The following is a 14713-nucleotide window of genomic DNA, read 5'->3' on the forward strand; positions in this document are numbered from 1 at the left end:
AGGAGGCGCTGCTGCGCGACAGCTCGAAGGCCATCCTGCGCGAGGCCGGATACGTCGGGGCCGGCACGTGCGAGTTCCTCGTCGGCCAGGACGGCACGATCTCCTTCCTTGAGGTCAACACGCGGCTGCAGGTCGAGCACCCGGTCACCGAAGAGGTCTCGGGCGTCGACCTCGTCCGCGAGATGTTCCGCATCGCCGACGGCGAGGCGCTCGGCTACGACGACCCGGTGCTGCGCGGCCACTCCATCGAGTTCCGGATCAACGCCGAGGACCCCGGCCGAGGCTTCCTCCCAGCCCCGGGCACCATCACCCGCTGGCGCGCCCCCTCCGGCCCGGGCGTCCGCCTGGACAGCGGCTACGAACAGGGCGAGACGGTCCCCGGTTCCTACGACTCCCTGGTCGCCAAGCTGATCGTCACCGGCGCCACCCGGGAGCAGGCCCTGCAGCGGGCCCGGCGCGCGCTGGCCGAGTTCGAGATCTCCGGCATGCCGACCGTGCTGCCCTTCCACCGGGCCGTCGTGACCGACCCGGCCTTCACCGCCGAGCCGTTCACCGTCCACACCCGGTGGATCGAGACCGAGTTCGACAACCAGATCGCCCCCTACGCGGGGCCGATCGCGACCGAGGAGCCGGGACAGCGGGAGCGGGTCACGGTCGAGGTGGCGGGCAAGCGCCTGGAAGTCGTCCTCCCCGCCGGGTTCCGGACCGGTGGCGGCACTGACGCGAAGAAGCCCGCCGCCGGCCGTCGCGCCAAGAAGGCGACGGCGCCCGCGGCGGGCGGCGACTCCCTGGTGAGCCCCATGCAGGGCACGATCGTCAAGGTGGTCGCGGCCGACGGCGACACCGTGACCGCCGGCGACACCATCGTCGTGCTGGAGGCCATGAAGATGGAGCAGCCGCTCACCGCCCACAAGGACGGCACCGTGGTCGGCATGAACGCCGAGGCCGGAGCCACGGTGGCGGCGGGCGCGGCGATCTGCGAGATCAAGGACCCGTCGTGACACGGCTGGCTACCTCACCGCGAGGACGCTCAGCGTCGTTCGTACGTCGTCCTCGTCACTCCTCCGGGCTCATCGGCGGGGCAGGGCGGCCACGCCCTCGATCTCGACGGTCAGCGCCGGGTCGGCCAGGGCCGTGACCACCGCGAGCGAATGGGCGGGCCAGTCGCCGTCGGGGTACCACTTCGCGAACCTTTCGCCCCGCGCCGCCCGGCAGCCTTCGACGTGTTCGACGCCCGCGACCAGGGTGAACAGCTTCACCAGGTGCTGCGGCCCCGCGCCGAGCGAGTCGAGCAGGCGCTCGAAGTTGTCGAAGATCTGCCGCGTCTGCGTCTCCGCGTCGGGGCCCGCGAGGGTGCCGTCCGGCAGCGTGCCGACCTGGCCGGAGATCATCACCAGCTCGTGACCGTCCGGCACCGACGCGAGGTGGCTGTACTGGCCGATCGGCGGGGCCAGGTTGTCGGGATTCCAGCGGCGGATCATCGGCTCTCCTTCGTTCGGTGACGCCGGAAAGGTTAGCGATCCGCCGGACTCTCCTGCGCGCCATGCCCTCCGGGCAACAGCCCGGCCACCAGAGTGGTACTACCAGTGTGGTAATCCGGCCGGTCGCTGGTTCCGGTGGGGTAGCGGTAGGTGACTTCGCTCGCAGGACGCCTCTGAGCAGTGGGTGGGCGACGATTGTTGTCATTACGCATCGTCGCGCCCGACCGGCAACCCACCCCCGCAGGAAAGGTCGTCTCGGCATGGCCGTCACCCCGATCGATCTCTTCGCGTCCTCCATTCACCTTCACCAAGGCGGCGAGATCCGCGCCGGGAAAAGAACGACGAACTCCGACCAGGACGGCTGGCGGTTGACGGCCTTCCACGCGAAGACCGACGCCGACGTGCACGGCGGCCACTGGGAAGTCCACCCCGAGGCCGAGGAGATCGTGTCCTGTCTCATCGGGAAGATCCGGCTCTACCTTCGTCCTGAGCGACCTGGGCAGGAGGAGGAAGAGATCAGGCTCGTGGCGGGAACCGCCGCCATCGTCCCGCGCGGGCGCTGGCACCGCATCGAGCTGGACATCCCCAGCAACATCATGGCCGTCACCCTGCCGCGCGGCAGTTGCCTGGAGGAGCGGGCAGAAGGCTAGCGCGGGACGGATCAGGTCGGCAGTTCGCCGAGTTCGTGGGAGAGGCTGATGTAGGTGTTGGTGGCTTTGTATTGGTAAATACCGATCGGTGCCGTCGCCGGGTCGCCCCTGTCGGTGAAGTCGATCGGGCCGCTCGCGCCGTCGTAGTCGATGTCCTCGCCCGAGGCCAGGAGCCGGGCGCAGGTGCGGAAGTCGGTGCAGCGCTCGCCGCCCCTGGTCACGTCCGCCATGGCGCGGGCTATGCTCTTCGGATCGTCGCGCCCCGCGGCGAGGGCGGCCAGGGCGGCGACGATCGTCGCGTCGTACGCCTCCGGCGCGTACTTGAAGTCCGTCACGCCGGGGTCGAAGGAGGCCAGCCGCCGCCGGAAGGCGTCGGTGACCTCGGCTCCCGCCATGGTGGCCTTGACCCCGGTGAGGGTGCCGCGGGGGAGACCTCTGCCGTAGAAGGACAGGTTGCCGTCCACGAAGTACCACTTGTGCCGGTCGACACCCAGCCCCTGCCTCACCAGCTCTCGCGCGACCGCCGCCGTCTCAGTGCGGCCGACCACCACGATCGTGTCCGGAGCCGAGTCCTTGATGTTCTTCACCTCGGTGGTGTAGCTCGTGTCGAAGGTGTCGTAGGTCTCAGCGTGCAGATCGGTGATGCCCCGGTTCTCCAGCGACCTGCGGATACGCTCGCTCAACCCGGTCCCGTAGGGGTCGTCCAGCGCGAGCACGCCCACCCGCCGGCCACCGTCCGCCGCGATGAGCTTCGCGAGGACGTCGCCCTGGATGGAGTCCGGCGCCACCATGCGGAAGAACAGGCCGTCGTCGTCGGCGTCGCTGAGCTGGTCGGCGGTGGCGGTGGGCGAGATCTGCGCCACGCCGGCGCTCTTGGCCTGGTCGATCAGTTCGAGGGACATCGAGGAGGTGATCGGGCCGATGACGACGTCGGACCCACCCGTGATCAGCATGTTCAGCGCCTGAAGGTGGAGATCCGTGGTCGAGTCGCCCGAGTCGGTTTCGACCTCGGACACGTCCCGGCCGAACACCCCACCGGCCGCGTTGATCTCGTTGACGGCGAGCCGGACGCCCGCCGCCATCGGGCGGTTGAAGAACTGCAGATCTCCGCTCCAGGGCACCAGCACACCCAGGCGGAGCACTCCGTCACCACCCACGCTCGCCACGGTGGTCGAGGCATCGGGGGCGCCGGTCATGTCCTTGGCGGCGGGCCACACGGCCCAGGCGGCGATGACGACACCGGTGAGCGTCAGCGCGGCGGCCCTCATGGCGCGTCTCCCCATCCAGCGCCGAAAGGGCCCGACGGCCGGAGGCAGGGTCGTGGAACCACCGGACGGGCGCTGCGGCGAATCGGTCGATTCCGGCGGGCGGAATTCCGGCGGTTGGAGGGACGGTCCCGGTGGGCTGGGGGACGGTTCCCCGGAAGGCGGTTCCCCTGGCGGCTCTTCGGGAAGTGGTGCTGACTCGGGTACGGGCTCGGCCGAGGGGCCGGTGCCCTCCGAAGGCGAATCGCTCGACCGTAATCGCTTGGCGGCCTCTCCGGCCATCCGGCTGGTACTGCGCATCCCGGCCATGTCCAGCAGCAGGTCGCGATAGGCCGCATCCCAGACCTTGGGATCGGCCAGGTCGTCGGGCAGGGAGCGGCCCGATTCCTCGCCGATACGCAGGCAGGTGTCGACGAAGACCTCGAAGTTCTCCTGTTCGGGACGTACCGGCCGAGTCCTGCTGATCATCCCGGCGATGGTGCTGCGTTTCAGCCGCAGAGGTGGCAGACCGTCGCGCCGCCGCGGCGTCCGGGCACTGGCGACCTCCAGATCGCGCACCGAGACACCTACCGCGTCTTTCAACGCCCGCAGCCGCTCGGCGAACCCCGACCGTGGATCCGATTCGTCACCCACCTGACCGCCCCTCAGATCCCGACTCCCCGCCGGAACGTGTCCGGCGGCGCCGGACACCCCATGATCCGGAGTTTAAAGGCGCTGCCTGCGGATTCGTAGTCGTCCGTCCGGAGTTCGTCCGATCGCATCGCCGGACATGCGCTCAAGCGGCTGGTAGACGTGTTCGTCCGGCCTCGCCGGGGAAAAGCCCCCGGCGAGGCCGGACGAGTCAGTCGGCACGCCGAGCGGATCTACTCCTTGTGCGCCCCACTGACGACGGCCTTGTCGTCGGCGTCCTCGGTGCCGTTGCCGTTGCCGTTGGTGGGGACGACCCCGAGCTCGAAGTCGCCGTCGTAGAGCTCGTGGCCGGTGATGACAGCGCTCTCCACGGCCTCCTCGCCACGCTGCCCGCGCAGGATCAGCGGGTCCTGCCGCAGGTCGCGGGTGAGTGCCCAGCACAGGCCCACCATCACCAGCATGAACGGCACCGCGGCCAGGATCGTGAGATTTTTCAGTCCGGTGAGCGCCGCGTCACCGCCGCCGCCGAGCAGCAACATGATGGCCGCGACCGCGCCGGTCAGCACACCCCAGACGATCACCATGACCCGGGTGGGCTCCATGCTGCCGCGCTGCGAGAGCGTGCCCATCACGATCGAGGCGGCGTCCGCCCCGGAGACGAAGAAGATGCCTACCAGGATCATGACGACCAGGGTCGTGATGCCCACGACCGGGTACTCGTTCAGCATCGCGAACAACTGGCCTTCCGCGGTGGCTTCCTGGGTCAGCCCCGCGCCACCGGCCTCCAGTTGCATCGCGGTGCCGCCGAAGATCGCGAACCAGACCAGGCTGACCACGCTGGGCACCAGGATCACGCCGCCGACGAACTGCCGGATGGTACGGCCCTTGCTGATACGGGCGATGAACATGCCGACGAACGGCGTCCAGGAGATCCACCACGCCCAATAGAACACCGACCACCCCGACAACCAACTGGCGACCTCGTCACCGCCGGTGGCCTCGGTGCGGGCCGCCATCTGGGCCAGGTCGCCGATGAACGAGCCGATGGAGGTGGGCAGCAGGTTCAGGATCAGCACTGTCGGGCCGGCCACGAAGACGAACAGGACCAAACCCAGCGCCAGCACCATGTTGATGTTGGACAGCCACTGAACGCCCTTCTCCACCCCGGACACCGCCGACAACACGAACGCCAGCGTCAGCACCACGATGATCACGATGAGCAGGCCCTCGCCGACCTCCGACATCCAGCCGACCTTCGTGACGCCGCTGCCGATCTGCAGCGCGCCGAGACCGAGCGAGGCGGCCGAGCCGAACAGCGTGGCGAAGATGGCCAGGATGTCGATGACCTTGCCGACCCCCCCGTTGGCGTGCCGGGCGCCGATCAGCGGGGTGAACACCGCGCTGATCGTCTGCCGCCGGCCGCGGCGGTAGCAACTGTAGGCGATGGCCAGGCCGACCACGGCGTAGATCGCCCAGGGGTGCAGCGTCCAGTGGAAGAGCGTGGTGGCCAGCGAGGTCTCCATGCGCTCTGGCGCGGGCGCGGTGGCCGCGTGCGTGCCGGGCGGCGGCTCGGCGAAGTGCGTGAGCGGCTCGTTCACCCCGTAGAACATCAGCCCGATGCCCATGCCCGCGCTGAACATCATCGCGATCCAGGACACGGCCCGGAACTCTGGCTTCTCGCCCTCCTCACCCAGGGTGATCTTGCCGTACTTGCTGAACGCCAGCCACAGCACGAACACCACGAAACCTGAGGCCGCGAGCACGAAGGCCCAGCCCAGGTTGTGCATCGTCCCGTTGAGCAGCGAGGTCGACACGCTTTCAAGCGAGTCGGTGCCGGCCGCACCCCAAACCACGAAGGCGAGGGTTAATGCGGCGGTCACCCCGAACACCACCCAGTCTGTCCGGGGTGGGAGGGCGGCTTTCAGCCCTCCTGAGGTCTCCATGATCTTGTCGTCGGTGTCCTGTTTTTCCCGTCCCACGAGCTCTTATGGCCTTCCCTCGTGTCCGCGTGCGTCTTCACCGCACGCGGACGACTTCCGTCGACGCTATCGAACGATCTTCGAATAGCCAAAAAAATCTTCGCAATCAGGTAAACTTTTCCGCCCGGTCGAGCGTCTCGAAAACCTGTGTTTCCGGGCATTTGCGGTGTCTCCGAACTCGGACGGTGAACGGCGCTTCAGCGACTCAGGTCCACATCCGGATAGCCACAGGTCTAGGACCGGGGACGACGGCCTGGCCTCGCGTGTGACGGCCGTCGACCTGGGGGCGATGACCGGCGGGCGAGCGATCCGATGGACTTGACCCATGATCGAGGTCAGCACGTTCACCAAGGCCATGAAGGCACCCGCCACCGCGCTCTGCGGCCCGGATTCGCGTGATCTGGCGTGAAGCGCACGCTCCTGAGCATCGCCGCGATCGTGCTGGCCGCAACCGGCTGCGGGGATGTGGACACTTCGGAGGTGACGTCCAAGGCCGTGATCCCTCTCCAGCAGGCCCCGCTCGCCGACGCCGCCGCCAAGCGCGTGGTCGGGATCGGCGAGGCCACACACGGGAACAAGGAGTTCGTCCAGACCCGCATGCTGATCATCCAGAAGCTCATACGCGAGCACGGCTTCCGCACGGTCGCCCTGGAGGCCGACTTCGGCGGCGCGGCGGCCGCCGGCGACTACGTGATGGGCGGGCAGGGCAGCGCGGAGGCCGCGGCGGCGGCGCTGGGCTTCGCCCTCTACCGCACCCGAGAGACAGCCGATCTGATCAAGTGGATCCACGACTACAACGCCGCCGTCGCCGACCGCGACAAGGTGCGTCTCTACGGCTTCGACATGCAGCGCTCCGACCGGAACAAGGAACGCCTGCTGAGCTACCTCGCGAAGGTCGATCCCACGCAGGTCCGGCCGGTCCAGGAGTCGCTGGCCGCCCTCACCGACGCCACCCGCACGACCCAGGACGCGGGAAAAGTCACCGCCGCTGCCGCGGCCGCCGGACGGCTCGTCGCCCAGATGACGGCCAACCGGGAGAAGTACGTGAGCGGCAGCTCCGCGGAGTCGTTCGCGCTCGCCCTGCAACACGCCGAGACGCTCCACCAGGGCGCGCGGTTGCAGACCTCGGGAAACGACTATGCGAGCAAGCGCGACGCCTGGATGGCCGAGAAGATCGACTGGATCGCCGACCTGGAAGGCGCCCAAGGACGGAAGAAGATCATCGTGGCCGGCCACAACGGCCACATCGACAAGAGCGGCGCGGCGTTCTCCTTCGAGTCGATGGGCCCGCGGCTGGCCAAGACGTACGGCGATGACTATTTCGCGATCGGCACCGACTTCGGCACGAGCACCTTCGTCAGCAGGGACGACGGCTCCGGCGAACGCAGACGCTTCACCGTGGAAAACGACTCGCCCTTGGCCAAGCTGTTCGGTGACGAGCCCCTGGGCTACGTGAACCTCGCCCAGGCCTCGGCCGAACCGGCCAACCGCCGGCTGCTCGCGTCGGAGATCAGGATGGGCAACGTCGGCGAGGGCTTCCGATCCTTCTACAGCTCCTTGACCTGGGCCTACACGGTGAAGATGGTGCCCGCGCAAGCCTATGACGCCATCGTGTACGTGCCGCGTGCCAGTCCTGTCACCCCGCTCTGACAGGCCACCAACGGAGCCGATCTTCGTGCTGTCATGAGGCGGCTGAGAGCCCGATCAATCTGCGTGAACCGCGGGCGCGCAGGTCTCCTACGACTATCAGCCGTACGCCACGCCCGAGGGGCTCGCGCGGAAGGCGGCCGACGTGGTGGTGGCCGGGCGGGTGGAGGAGATCGGTGACCGGCCTGCGTGGAAGCACAGGTGCGGCATCGACGGGCTGGCGGGGAGGTTGCGCGAGCACGGCTTCACAGGCTGACCACCCGCGACTGGCCGAGGATCGCGGCGCCGGTGCTGGACTTCTTCGCCGGTCTCCAACCCGCCCGGACGCCCTGACGGCGTGCGGCGACGGCCGCTCAGTCGTCCGGATAGGAGCCGGCGGCGGTGGCCGCTCGTCGCGAGCAGGCCGCGCACACCCTGCGCACCGCGCTCAACGCCGCCCATCCGTCGTTGTCGATCTCCGTGGCCCGGCAGGCCGAGCACGCCGTACGAGCGGCCGACGTGATCGTGACCACGACCGGCAGCAGGCGGCCCATCCTCCACGGTGATTGGCTACGTCCAGGACAGCACGTCACCGCCACCGGCGCCGACGACCGCACCAAAGGCCGAACTCGACACGGCCTGCTTCCGCCGCGCCGACGTGCTCGCGGTCGACAGTCGCGAACACGCGCCGGCCTTCGCCGGTGACCTGCACGCGGCCACAACCCCTGCCCACGCCGAAATCGGCGAACTCGTTCTCGGCCGCGCCCCAGGCCGTCAGGACCCCGGCCAGATCACCGTCGCCAAACTCGTCGGTCTGGGCATCCAGGACCTCGCCGCCGCGCAGACCACACTGCGCCTGCTGGAAAGCCCGCCCGCCGACCGGCCACGCCCGGCATCGGGCCAGGACCTGGTGGGCTCCTTCGACAGGACGATCTCATGATCGCCCGAACGTGGCGCGGCCGCGTTCCCGCCCGTCACGCCGACGCCTTCGAGCGGCACCTCCTGGCCACGGGCGTCGCCGACTGCTCCGCGCCGGCGGGCTGCCTCGGCGCCGAGGTGGCCCGCGCCGACCTCGACGGCCACGTGGAGTTCCGGCTCATCACCTACTGGCAGTCCTGGGAGGCGATCAGCGCCTTCGCCGGCCCGGATCCCGGCGTCGCGGTACTCTACCCCGGCGACGAGCGATACGAACTCGTCCCCGGTCGTACCGTCGAACACCACCAGGTGACCCACCGTGAGGAGCAGGATGGAAGTCATGTCGGCCGCGCGCCGCTGGGTAAAGGTGTGGCAGAAGGCATGGCCGATCAAAGACGCTGACGCCATCGTCGCCCTGCAAGCGCCCGACGGCCTGCACTGGGCCTCGCCTTTCCGCCCCGTCTACGAAGGAAGGGAAGGGCTGCGCCGCTACCTGCAGGAAGTATTCGACGACGAGGTCAAGCCGACCGAGTGTCGTTACGGCGAGCCCCTGATCGCCGACGGTCATGCGGCGGTGGAATATTGGGCGCAGAGCCACTACACCAGTGGGCCCTTGGCGATAGCGGGCATCACTCTGCTGCGCTTCAACGAGGAAGGACTCGTTGCCGAGGCACGCGACTACTCCTTTGTCGAGCCGGGCATTCACCCCTTCCGCGCCCACCTTCCCCTTTGAGAAAGCTTCCGGTCGTCCGACTGGCGCTACGTGCATGTGCCTGACTGCCAGGCGCGGTACTCCTTGGTGTAATTCGTCATGATGCTCTTCGGCGCCTGCTTGAGCACCGCCTGCCACTGGCGTACGTTGCCGGACCATGCGGCAGGGGGCTCGTCCCAGGCCACGCTGTCGGTTCAGCGCGCGGCGGATCCCTTCAGGAGTGCCGGGTGGCGCTTGGCGAGTTCGCCCTGGATCCAGGAGTCCTGCGAGTAAACCATGATCCACTGTGCGCCCTGGCGCTCCTTGATCGGGTCCGAGATCTCCTTCCAGGCACTGGCCGCGTACGCGGGATCGGACAGGGAGCTTCGCGCCTCCGGCTTGATCTCCAGCAGCGCGACCAGCCCACGAGACCTGACGTGATCCAGCCACTGCCGTAGCGTGTAGACCCGCTCTCCCCTGTACGGGCCACAGGCGATGCGGCGGTCCTGCAGATTGTCCGTCCCGGCCGGTCATCTTTGAGCCCCATTCATGCCATAAGCAGTGATTCGCACGGGGCAGGCTATGAGCCACGGCGATGACGATCAACAGCGGAGCGGCCTCCGCCAGGCGCCCTGATCGATCGGCAGGCCGGGCCGGCGGCGTGCAACCGTAAGTTTTGATCAGTCGCACAGTCGGCATGGGCCACGGCGGTCCCGCTCACCGATCACCAGCGCTTGTTTGATCACGAACATGGGTATAGCGAAACTTTCCGATGGTTCACCCCCTGTGAGATGGCTTCTTGCGTTCGGCGAGCCGGCTCCGGTTCTCTGGGGTGGCCGCCCGCCAAATGGAGGATCACATGAACATCGGGACCCCCGAAGCTCTGTATCTGTTGGTGATGTGGGTCATCGCGCCGGTGGTGTTCCTCTTCTTCGTTTACTGGGTGGTCCGGCTGGCGATCAGGCACGAGGGACGGCGCGAGTCGCGGACCAGGGGGTCGCGGGACGGGTTCTGAACCGGCCGCACGGGCCACTCCATCGCGTATATTCGATTTCGGATATTCGAAAGCGGGGTAGGCGTGGCGAAGCGGCGCAAAGTCGGGAACCTCATGGCGCTCGCCGTGCTCGCGGCACTGACAGGACGGCCGATGCATCCGTACGAGATGGCCTCGGTTCTGCGTGCCCATGGCAAGGACGAGGACATGAAGATCAAATGGGGGTCGCTGTACTCGGTCGTGCAGAGCCTGGCCAGACACGAGCTGATCGAGGCCGTGGAAAGCCTGCGAGAGGGCGGACGGCCGGAGCGGACGGTCTACCGGATCACCCAGGCCGGGCGTCAGGAACTGCGCGACTGGGAACGTGAACTGATCTCCACCCCGGAGCGGGAGACCTTCAGGTTCAAGGCCGCGCTGTCAGTGCTGGGCGTCCTCGTCCCCGACGAGGCGGCAAGCCTGCTCCAGCGGCGGCTGGACCTGCTGGACAAGCAGATCTCCGACCAGCGGGAGAGGCTTTCAGAGCATCTCCGGCAGCAGGTTCCTCGTCTGTTTCTCATCGAGGAGGAGTACGAGCTGGCCATGCGCGAGGCGGAGCTGGCCTGGGTCCGCGATCTGCTCGGCGAGCTCACCAGCGGTTCGTTCCCCGACCTGGCCGCCTGGCACGCCTACCACGCCGACCATTCCTGACACCCCTAGCCCGCCAAGGGCCTTCCCACCGAGACCGGCGGCCCCTGTGCGAGTAGGCAGCAACCCCCCAGGAGAGCCCCTTGATCGACAAGGTCGACGCGTTGACCGTCACCTCCGCCGACGGCACCACCATCGGCTACTACCAGCTCGGCCGAGGCCCCGGCCTGGTCGTCTCCCACGGAGGCATGGGTTCGGCCTACAACCACATCCAGCAGGCCCAGGCGCTGGCCGACACCTACACGGTCTACCTGCCCGACCGCCGCGGACGCGGCATGAGCGGCCCCTACCGCCCCGGCCACGGCATCCGGCAGGACGTGGCGGACCTGGAGGCGGTCATCGTCACGACCGGCGCTCGCTACCTGTTCGGCCTCAGCGTCGGTGGCGCCATCGCGTTGCAGGCGGCGCTGACGCTGTCCGGCATCGACAAGCTCGCCGTCTACGAACCCGCCGCGTTCACCGCCCCCACCGACTGGCTGGCCCGCTTCGAACGCGAACTGGCCGCGGGCAGGACGGCCGCCGCCCTGGTCACCGCGATGAAAGGCGCCCAGATGGGCCCGGCTTTCATGCGTGCCATGCCACGCCGGCTGCTGGAGTTGGGGACCAGGCAGGCGATGCGCAGCGAGGAACGCACTGGTTCGGGTGGCTATGTTCAGATGCGAGATCTGGCGTCCACCCTCCTGCATGACGTACGGGCACTCGTCGAGATGAAGGGACGACTGGAGGACTTCCGCGACCTGCGCGCCGAGGTGCTCTTGCTCGGCGGCTCGAAGACCGTCCCGTACCAGAAGGCGTCGTTGGCGGCGCTGGAGAGCGTGCTGCCCCGATCCAGGCGGGTGGAGTTGGCCGGCCTGGGCCACGAGGGGCCTTGGAACAAAGAGCGCGGCGGTCAGCCCGAGCGGGTGGCTCAGGAACTGCGGAGTTTCTACGCGCCCTGAGACCCGTCGCCGGTCAGCGGCGGCCCGGTTTGACCAGTCCGGAATCGTAGGAAAGGACCACCACCTGGGCACGGCTGGTCAGCCCCAGCTTGCCCATGACCCGGTTGAGGTGTGTTTTGACGGTGCTCTCGCTGACCGACATGCGTTCGGCGATCTCCTTGTTGGACAAGGCGTGGCCGACCAGACGCAGCACCTGGAGTTCGCGGGCGGTCAGACTGGAGAGCTCGGGCGGCGGGGCAGCCTCCGGCTGCTTGGTGAAGGCCTCGATCAACCGCCGGGTGGCGGTGGGGGCGAGCAGGATGTCGCCGGAGGCGACTGTCTGGATGGCGGCGATGAGGCGTTCGGGCAGGGTGTCCTTGAGGAGGAAGCCGCTGGCACCCAGCCGCAGCGCGTTGTAGACGTACTCGTCCAGATCGAAGGTGGTGAGGATGAGGACCTTCGGCGCGGGCGGCTCGGCGGTGGACAGGATCCGTTCCGTGGCGCGGATGCCGTCCATGCCCGGCATGCGGATGTCCATGAGCACCACGTCCGGTTTGACCTCGGCGGCCTGTCGCACCGCCTCCTCGCCGTCGGCGGCCTCGCCCACCACCGTGAACCCCGCCGCGCGCAGCAGCGCGGCCAAGCCGGCGCGGATGAGCACCTGGTCGTCGACCACCAGCACGCTGATCATCTGGTTCGCCTGACTCGACCTACTCGGGTGGTGGCAGAGGGAACATCGCGAGCACCTCGTACCCGCCTTGCGGGAGACGACCCGCAGTGATCGTTCCCCGGTAGAGGCTGACACGTTCGGTCATACTGATCAACCCGTGCCCGCCGGAACGGTTGCCCAGTGTGGGGAGGCCGGCGCCGTCGTCGGTGATACGCACGGTGAGGGACGTGGGGCGTACGCGATACGGACCTCCGCGCAGGCGAGCCCGGCGTGTTTGAGCACGTTGGTCAGCGATTCCTGGACGATCCGGTAGGCGCACAGCTAGGGGCTGCACCTGGCCCTCGATCTCCACCTTGAGGGGCAGCCCGGACGCGCGCATACGTTCCGCGAGAACGTCCACATTCTGGAGGCCGGTTTCGGTGGTGAACACCCCTTCGTTCTCGTCGTGCGCCTCGATCCGCAGGATCGACAGCAGGCGACGCATCTCGCTGAGCGCATCATGGCTGGTGTCGGCGATGACGTTCAGCGCGGCTCGCGCTGTGACGGGGTCGGACAGCGCGACGAAGCGGCCCATGCCGGCCTGGACCGAGATCACGGACATGTGGCAGGCGATCACGTCGTGCAACTCACGGGCGATTCGCACGCGTTCCCGGGTGACGGCCCGTGCGGCGGCGGCCTCCTTCTCCCTGCGGAGCCGGCCGGTGAGATCGGCCAGTTGCCTGGTGCGCTCGCCCAGCATCCGCATGCTGACACCCGCCCCCAGCGCGCAGGCAGTCAGGAGACCGGACTGCGACAGCGCCGACCAGAAGACGACATCCTCCTGGAGCGCCGACGCATACGTCCAGGCGGGCACCACCAACGCCGCCCCTGCCAGGCCGGACTTTCAGGAGCGGTGGGCGCCGACCGTGTAGAGCGCCACCAACAGGCCGATGTTGTTGAGCGCCAGGTGGTAGCCCAGCAGGTGGTACGCGAGCGAGGGCATCGTGGTGATCACCAGGACGGCAAGCGGAGCGCGCCTGCGCAGTGCCAGCGGCGCGTTCGCGACCAGGGTCAGCGTCGCGGAGAGCAGATCGGGCGGATGCCCGACATCGGGGCCGTAAAAGTCCCACAGCCAGGTGCCGACGACGAGGGGCAGCGCCAGCGCACCGTCGAGGAGCAGCGGGTCGAGCGCGGACAGCCACCGGAGCGGTGACCTGGTCCTGATGGGCATCCGCCACGCTAACTCCACGCACGGATGAAGCGCATCAGTGCGAACATGTCCATCGACGGGCACGGCTGTTCGCCAAGCCATCGCTCAGCGAGGTCAGGCCCCTTTGCCGCCGACGTCGCCATGAAGAAGGGCCGATTGATTCGGTTTCGTTGAACGTAGTATGGTCCTCCGTCATGAGATCTTCTCTCGTGCTGAGCGCGCTCTCTCTCGCCGCGCTCGCTGGATGCGGGTCCGCCACCGCCTCGGGCGCCGGCACTCCCGCGGTGGACGGGCAGGGCCGCGTCCACAAGGTTCAATCACTCAAGGCCGACTGTATGAAGCAGAAAGGCTTCCGGTACGTCCCGTTTGTCTATCCGGGGCCCGTCGGCGACGAGGAGAAGGCGCTTACCGGCGACTACGCCGCCATGAAGGCCGAACGCGGGAAACACGGCTTCGGAGTCTTCGCTCATTACGTCTACCGGAACCTCGCCAAGCCTGACAAACCCGATCCGAATATGGATATCTACAACAGGCTGTCCACCGCTCAGCGCAAGCCGTACACCGCCGCCAACGAGGCGTGCGAGATGCAGGCGACCAAGCAGGTCACGGGCAAGGACGTGAAGTCCTTTCGCACGTTGGGTGAGCAATACGATCAGCGGCTCACCCAGGCCAAGACGCGGGAGCTCGACGGCGACCCCCGGCTCGTCGAACTCGGCTCGGCCATGGCCGACTGCCTCGCGGGCAAGGGATACAGGGTCAGCTCGACCAAGCCGACCCTGCTGGCGACCCGGGGCCGCGCCGAGTTCGAGAAGCGGCGTGCCGGGATGGCCGACGACAGCGGCGACATGTCCGGCATCACCGCCGATCAGGCCCGGCCGCACCTGGGCAAGGAGATCAAGGCCGCGCTCGACGACCTGGAGTGCGGCCGGCGGTTCTACCCCGTGTTCGCGCCCAAGGAGCGGGCCGTCGAACGCACGATCAACGACGAGTTCGGGATGCCCAGCCTGTGACGCCGGCCTTCG

The 14713-nt window shown here is 68.2% G+C and carries 18 protein-coding genes and 1 pseudogene; 11 read left to right on the forward strand and 8 right to left on the reverse strand.

Annotated elements, in window-relative coordinates; all coding sequences use genetic code 11:
• On the forward strand, window positions 1-1001 hold a 1001-nt coding region (locus tag ACFOY2_RS48955; protein ID WP_379535037.1), incomplete at its 5' end, for an ATP-binding protein.
• A 69-nt stretch (window positions 1002-1070) separates the two neighbouring features.
• Here ACFOY2_RS48955 and ACFOY2_RS48960 read toward each other — a convergent pair.
• Window positions 1071-1481 carry a RidA family protein gene (locus ACFOY2_RS48960; protein ID WP_379535038.1) on the reverse strand — a complete coding sequence of 137 codons (411 nt, stop codon included), beginning with the start codon at window positions 1479-1481 and terminating at the stop codon, window positions 1071-1073.
• A gap of 260 nt (window positions 1482-1741) precedes the next feature.
• Here ACFOY2_RS48960 and ACFOY2_RS48965 point away from each other — a divergent pair, with 260 nt between their 5' ends.
• On the forward strand, window positions 1742-2131 hold the full coding sequence (locus ACFOY2_RS48965) for a cupin (protein ID WP_379535039.1): 390 nt from the start codon (window positions 1742-1744) through the stop codon (window positions 2129-2131).
• Between the two features lie 11 nt (window positions 2132-2142).
• Here the strand turns inward: ACFOY2_RS48965 and ACFOY2_RS48970 are convergent, their stop codons facing one another.
• Window positions 2143-4029: an ABC transporter substrate-binding protein gene (locus tag ACFOY2_RS48970; protein ID WP_379535040.1), complete on the reverse strand. Its 1887-nt coding sequence runs from the start codon at window positions 4027-4029 to the stop codon at window positions 2143-2145.
• Between the two features lie 230 nt (window positions 4030-4259).
• Complete coding sequence (locus tag ACFOY2_RS48975; RefSeq protein ID WP_379535041.1) at window positions 4260-6005, reverse strand: BCCT family transporter; 1746 nt, start codon at window positions 6003-6005, stop codon at window positions 4260-4262.
• Between the two features lie 405 nt (window positions 6006-6410).
• On the opposite strand from ACFOY2_RS48975, the gene ACFOY2_RS48980 reads away from it, so the two are divergent.
• Window positions 6411-7655, forward strand: coding sequence for an erythromycin esterase family protein (locus ACFOY2_RS48980; RefSeq protein ID WP_379535042.1), 1245 nt, complete (start codon window positions 6411-6413; stop codon window positions 7653-7655).
• 96 nt (window positions 7656-7751) lie between these two features.
• Here ACFOY2_RS48980 and ACFOY2_RS48985 read toward each other — a convergent pair whose 3' ends face one another.
• Window positions 7752-7901: a hypothetical protein gene (locus tag ACFOY2_RS48985; protein WP_379535043.1), complete on the reverse strand. Its 150-nt coding sequence runs from the start codon at window positions 7899-7901 to the stop codon at window positions 7752-7754.
• A 104-nt stretch (window positions 7902-8005) separates the two neighbouring features.
• On the reverse strand, window positions 8006-8185 hold the full coding sequence (locus ACFOY2_RS48990; protein WP_379535122.1) for a hypothetical protein: 180 nt from the start codon (window positions 8183-8185) through the stop codon (window positions 8006-8008).
• On the opposite strand from ACFOY2_RS48990, the gene ACFOY2_RS48995 reads away from it, so the two are divergent.
• The 7 genes and pseudogenes from ACFOY2_RS48995 to ACFOY2_RS49025 all read left to right on the forward strand — a co-directional run bounded on the left by ACFOY2_RS48995 (window position 8100) and on the right by ACFOY2_RS49025 (window position 11853).
• Window positions 8100-8336 (forward strand): hypothetical protein, encoded by a 237-nt coding sequence (locus ACFOY2_RS48995; RefSeq protein WP_379535115.1) that lies wholly within the window; start codon window positions 8100-8102, stop codon window positions 8334-8336. The genes ACFOY2_RS48990 and ACFOY2_RS48995 overlap by 86 nt on opposite strands.
• Window positions 8260-8571 (forward strand): annotated as a pseudogene (locus tag ACFOY2_RS49000) (hypothetical protein); the annotation flags it as partial. The gene ACFOY2_RS48995 and the pseudogene ACFOY2_RS49000, both read left to right, overlap by 77 nt.
• The gene (locus ACFOY2_RS49005) at window positions 8568-8948 is read left to right on the forward strand and encodes an antibiotic biosynthesis monooxygenase family protein (protein ID WP_379535044.1); all 381 of its coding nucleotides are present in this window, start codon (window positions 8568-8570) and stop codon (window positions 8946-8948) included. The pseudogene ACFOY2_RS49000 and the gene ACFOY2_RS49005, both read left to right, overlap by 4 nt.
• On the forward strand, window positions 8878-9279 hold the full coding sequence (locus tag ACFOY2_RS49010; protein WP_379535045.1) for a nuclear transport factor 2 family protein: 402 nt from the start codon (window positions 8878-8880) through the stop codon (window positions 9277-9279). The genes ACFOY2_RS49005 and ACFOY2_RS49010 overlap by 71 nt, the downstream gene beginning before the upstream one ends.
• Window positions 9280-10096: 817 nt before the next feature.
• A complete protein-coding gene (locus ACFOY2_RS49015; RefSeq protein WP_379535046.1) occupies window positions 10097-10252 on the forward strand; it encodes a hypothetical protein in 156 nt (51 codons plus the stop codon).
• A gap of 63 nt (window positions 10253-10315) precedes the next feature.
• The gene (locus ACFOY2_RS49020; RefSeq protein ID WP_379535047.1) at window positions 10316-10918 is read left to right on the forward strand and encodes a PadR family transcriptional regulator; all 603 of its coding nucleotides are present in this window, start codon (window positions 10316-10318) and stop codon (window positions 10916-10918) included.
• Window positions 10919-10998: 80 nt separating this feature from the next.
• The gene (locus ACFOY2_RS49025) at window positions 10999-11853 is read left to right on the forward strand and encodes an alpha/beta fold hydrolase (RefSeq protein ID WP_379535048.1); all 855 of its coding nucleotides are present in this window, start codon (window positions 10999-11001) and stop codon (window positions 11851-11853) included.
• 13 nt (window positions 11854-11866) lie between these two features.
• Here the strand turns inward: ACFOY2_RS49025 and ACFOY2_RS49030 are convergent, their stop codons facing one another.
• From ACFOY2_RS49030 to ACFOY2_RS49040, 3 genes are read right to left on the reverse strand one after another with little or no spacing between them, the layout of a single operon-like run.
• Window positions 11867-12523, reverse strand: a complete 657-nt coding sequence (locus tag ACFOY2_RS49030) for a response regulator (protein ID WP_379535049.1) — start codon at window positions 12521-12523, stop codon at window positions 11867-11869.
• A 19-nt stretch (window positions 12524-12542) separates the two neighbouring features.
• A complete protein-coding gene (locus ACFOY2_RS49035) occupies window positions 12543-13358 on the reverse strand; it encodes a sensor histidine kinase (protein ID WP_379535116.1) in 816 nt (271 codons plus the stop codon).
• A gap of 27 nt (window positions 13359-13385) precedes the next feature.
• Window positions 13386-13730, reverse strand: a complete 345-nt coding sequence (locus ACFOY2_RS49040) for a DUF7134 domain-containing protein (protein ID WP_379535050.1) — start codon at window positions 13728-13730, stop codon at window positions 13386-13388.
• 155 nt (window positions 13731-13885) lie between these two features.
• Between ACFOY2_RS49040 and ACFOY2_RS49045 the strand changes: the two genes are divergently transcribed.
• Window positions 13886-14701, forward strand: coding sequence for a hypothetical protein (locus ACFOY2_RS49045; RefSeq protein WP_379535051.1), 816 nt, complete (start codon window positions 13886-13888; stop codon window positions 14699-14701).
• The last annotated feature ends 12 nt before the right edge of the window (window positions 14702-14713 follow it).

It is taken from the genome of Nonomuraea purpurea (genome assembly GCF_042650645.1).
Lineage (GTDB): Bacteria > Actinomycetota > Actinomycetes > Streptosporangiales > Streptosporangiaceae > Nonomuraea > Nonomuraea purpurea.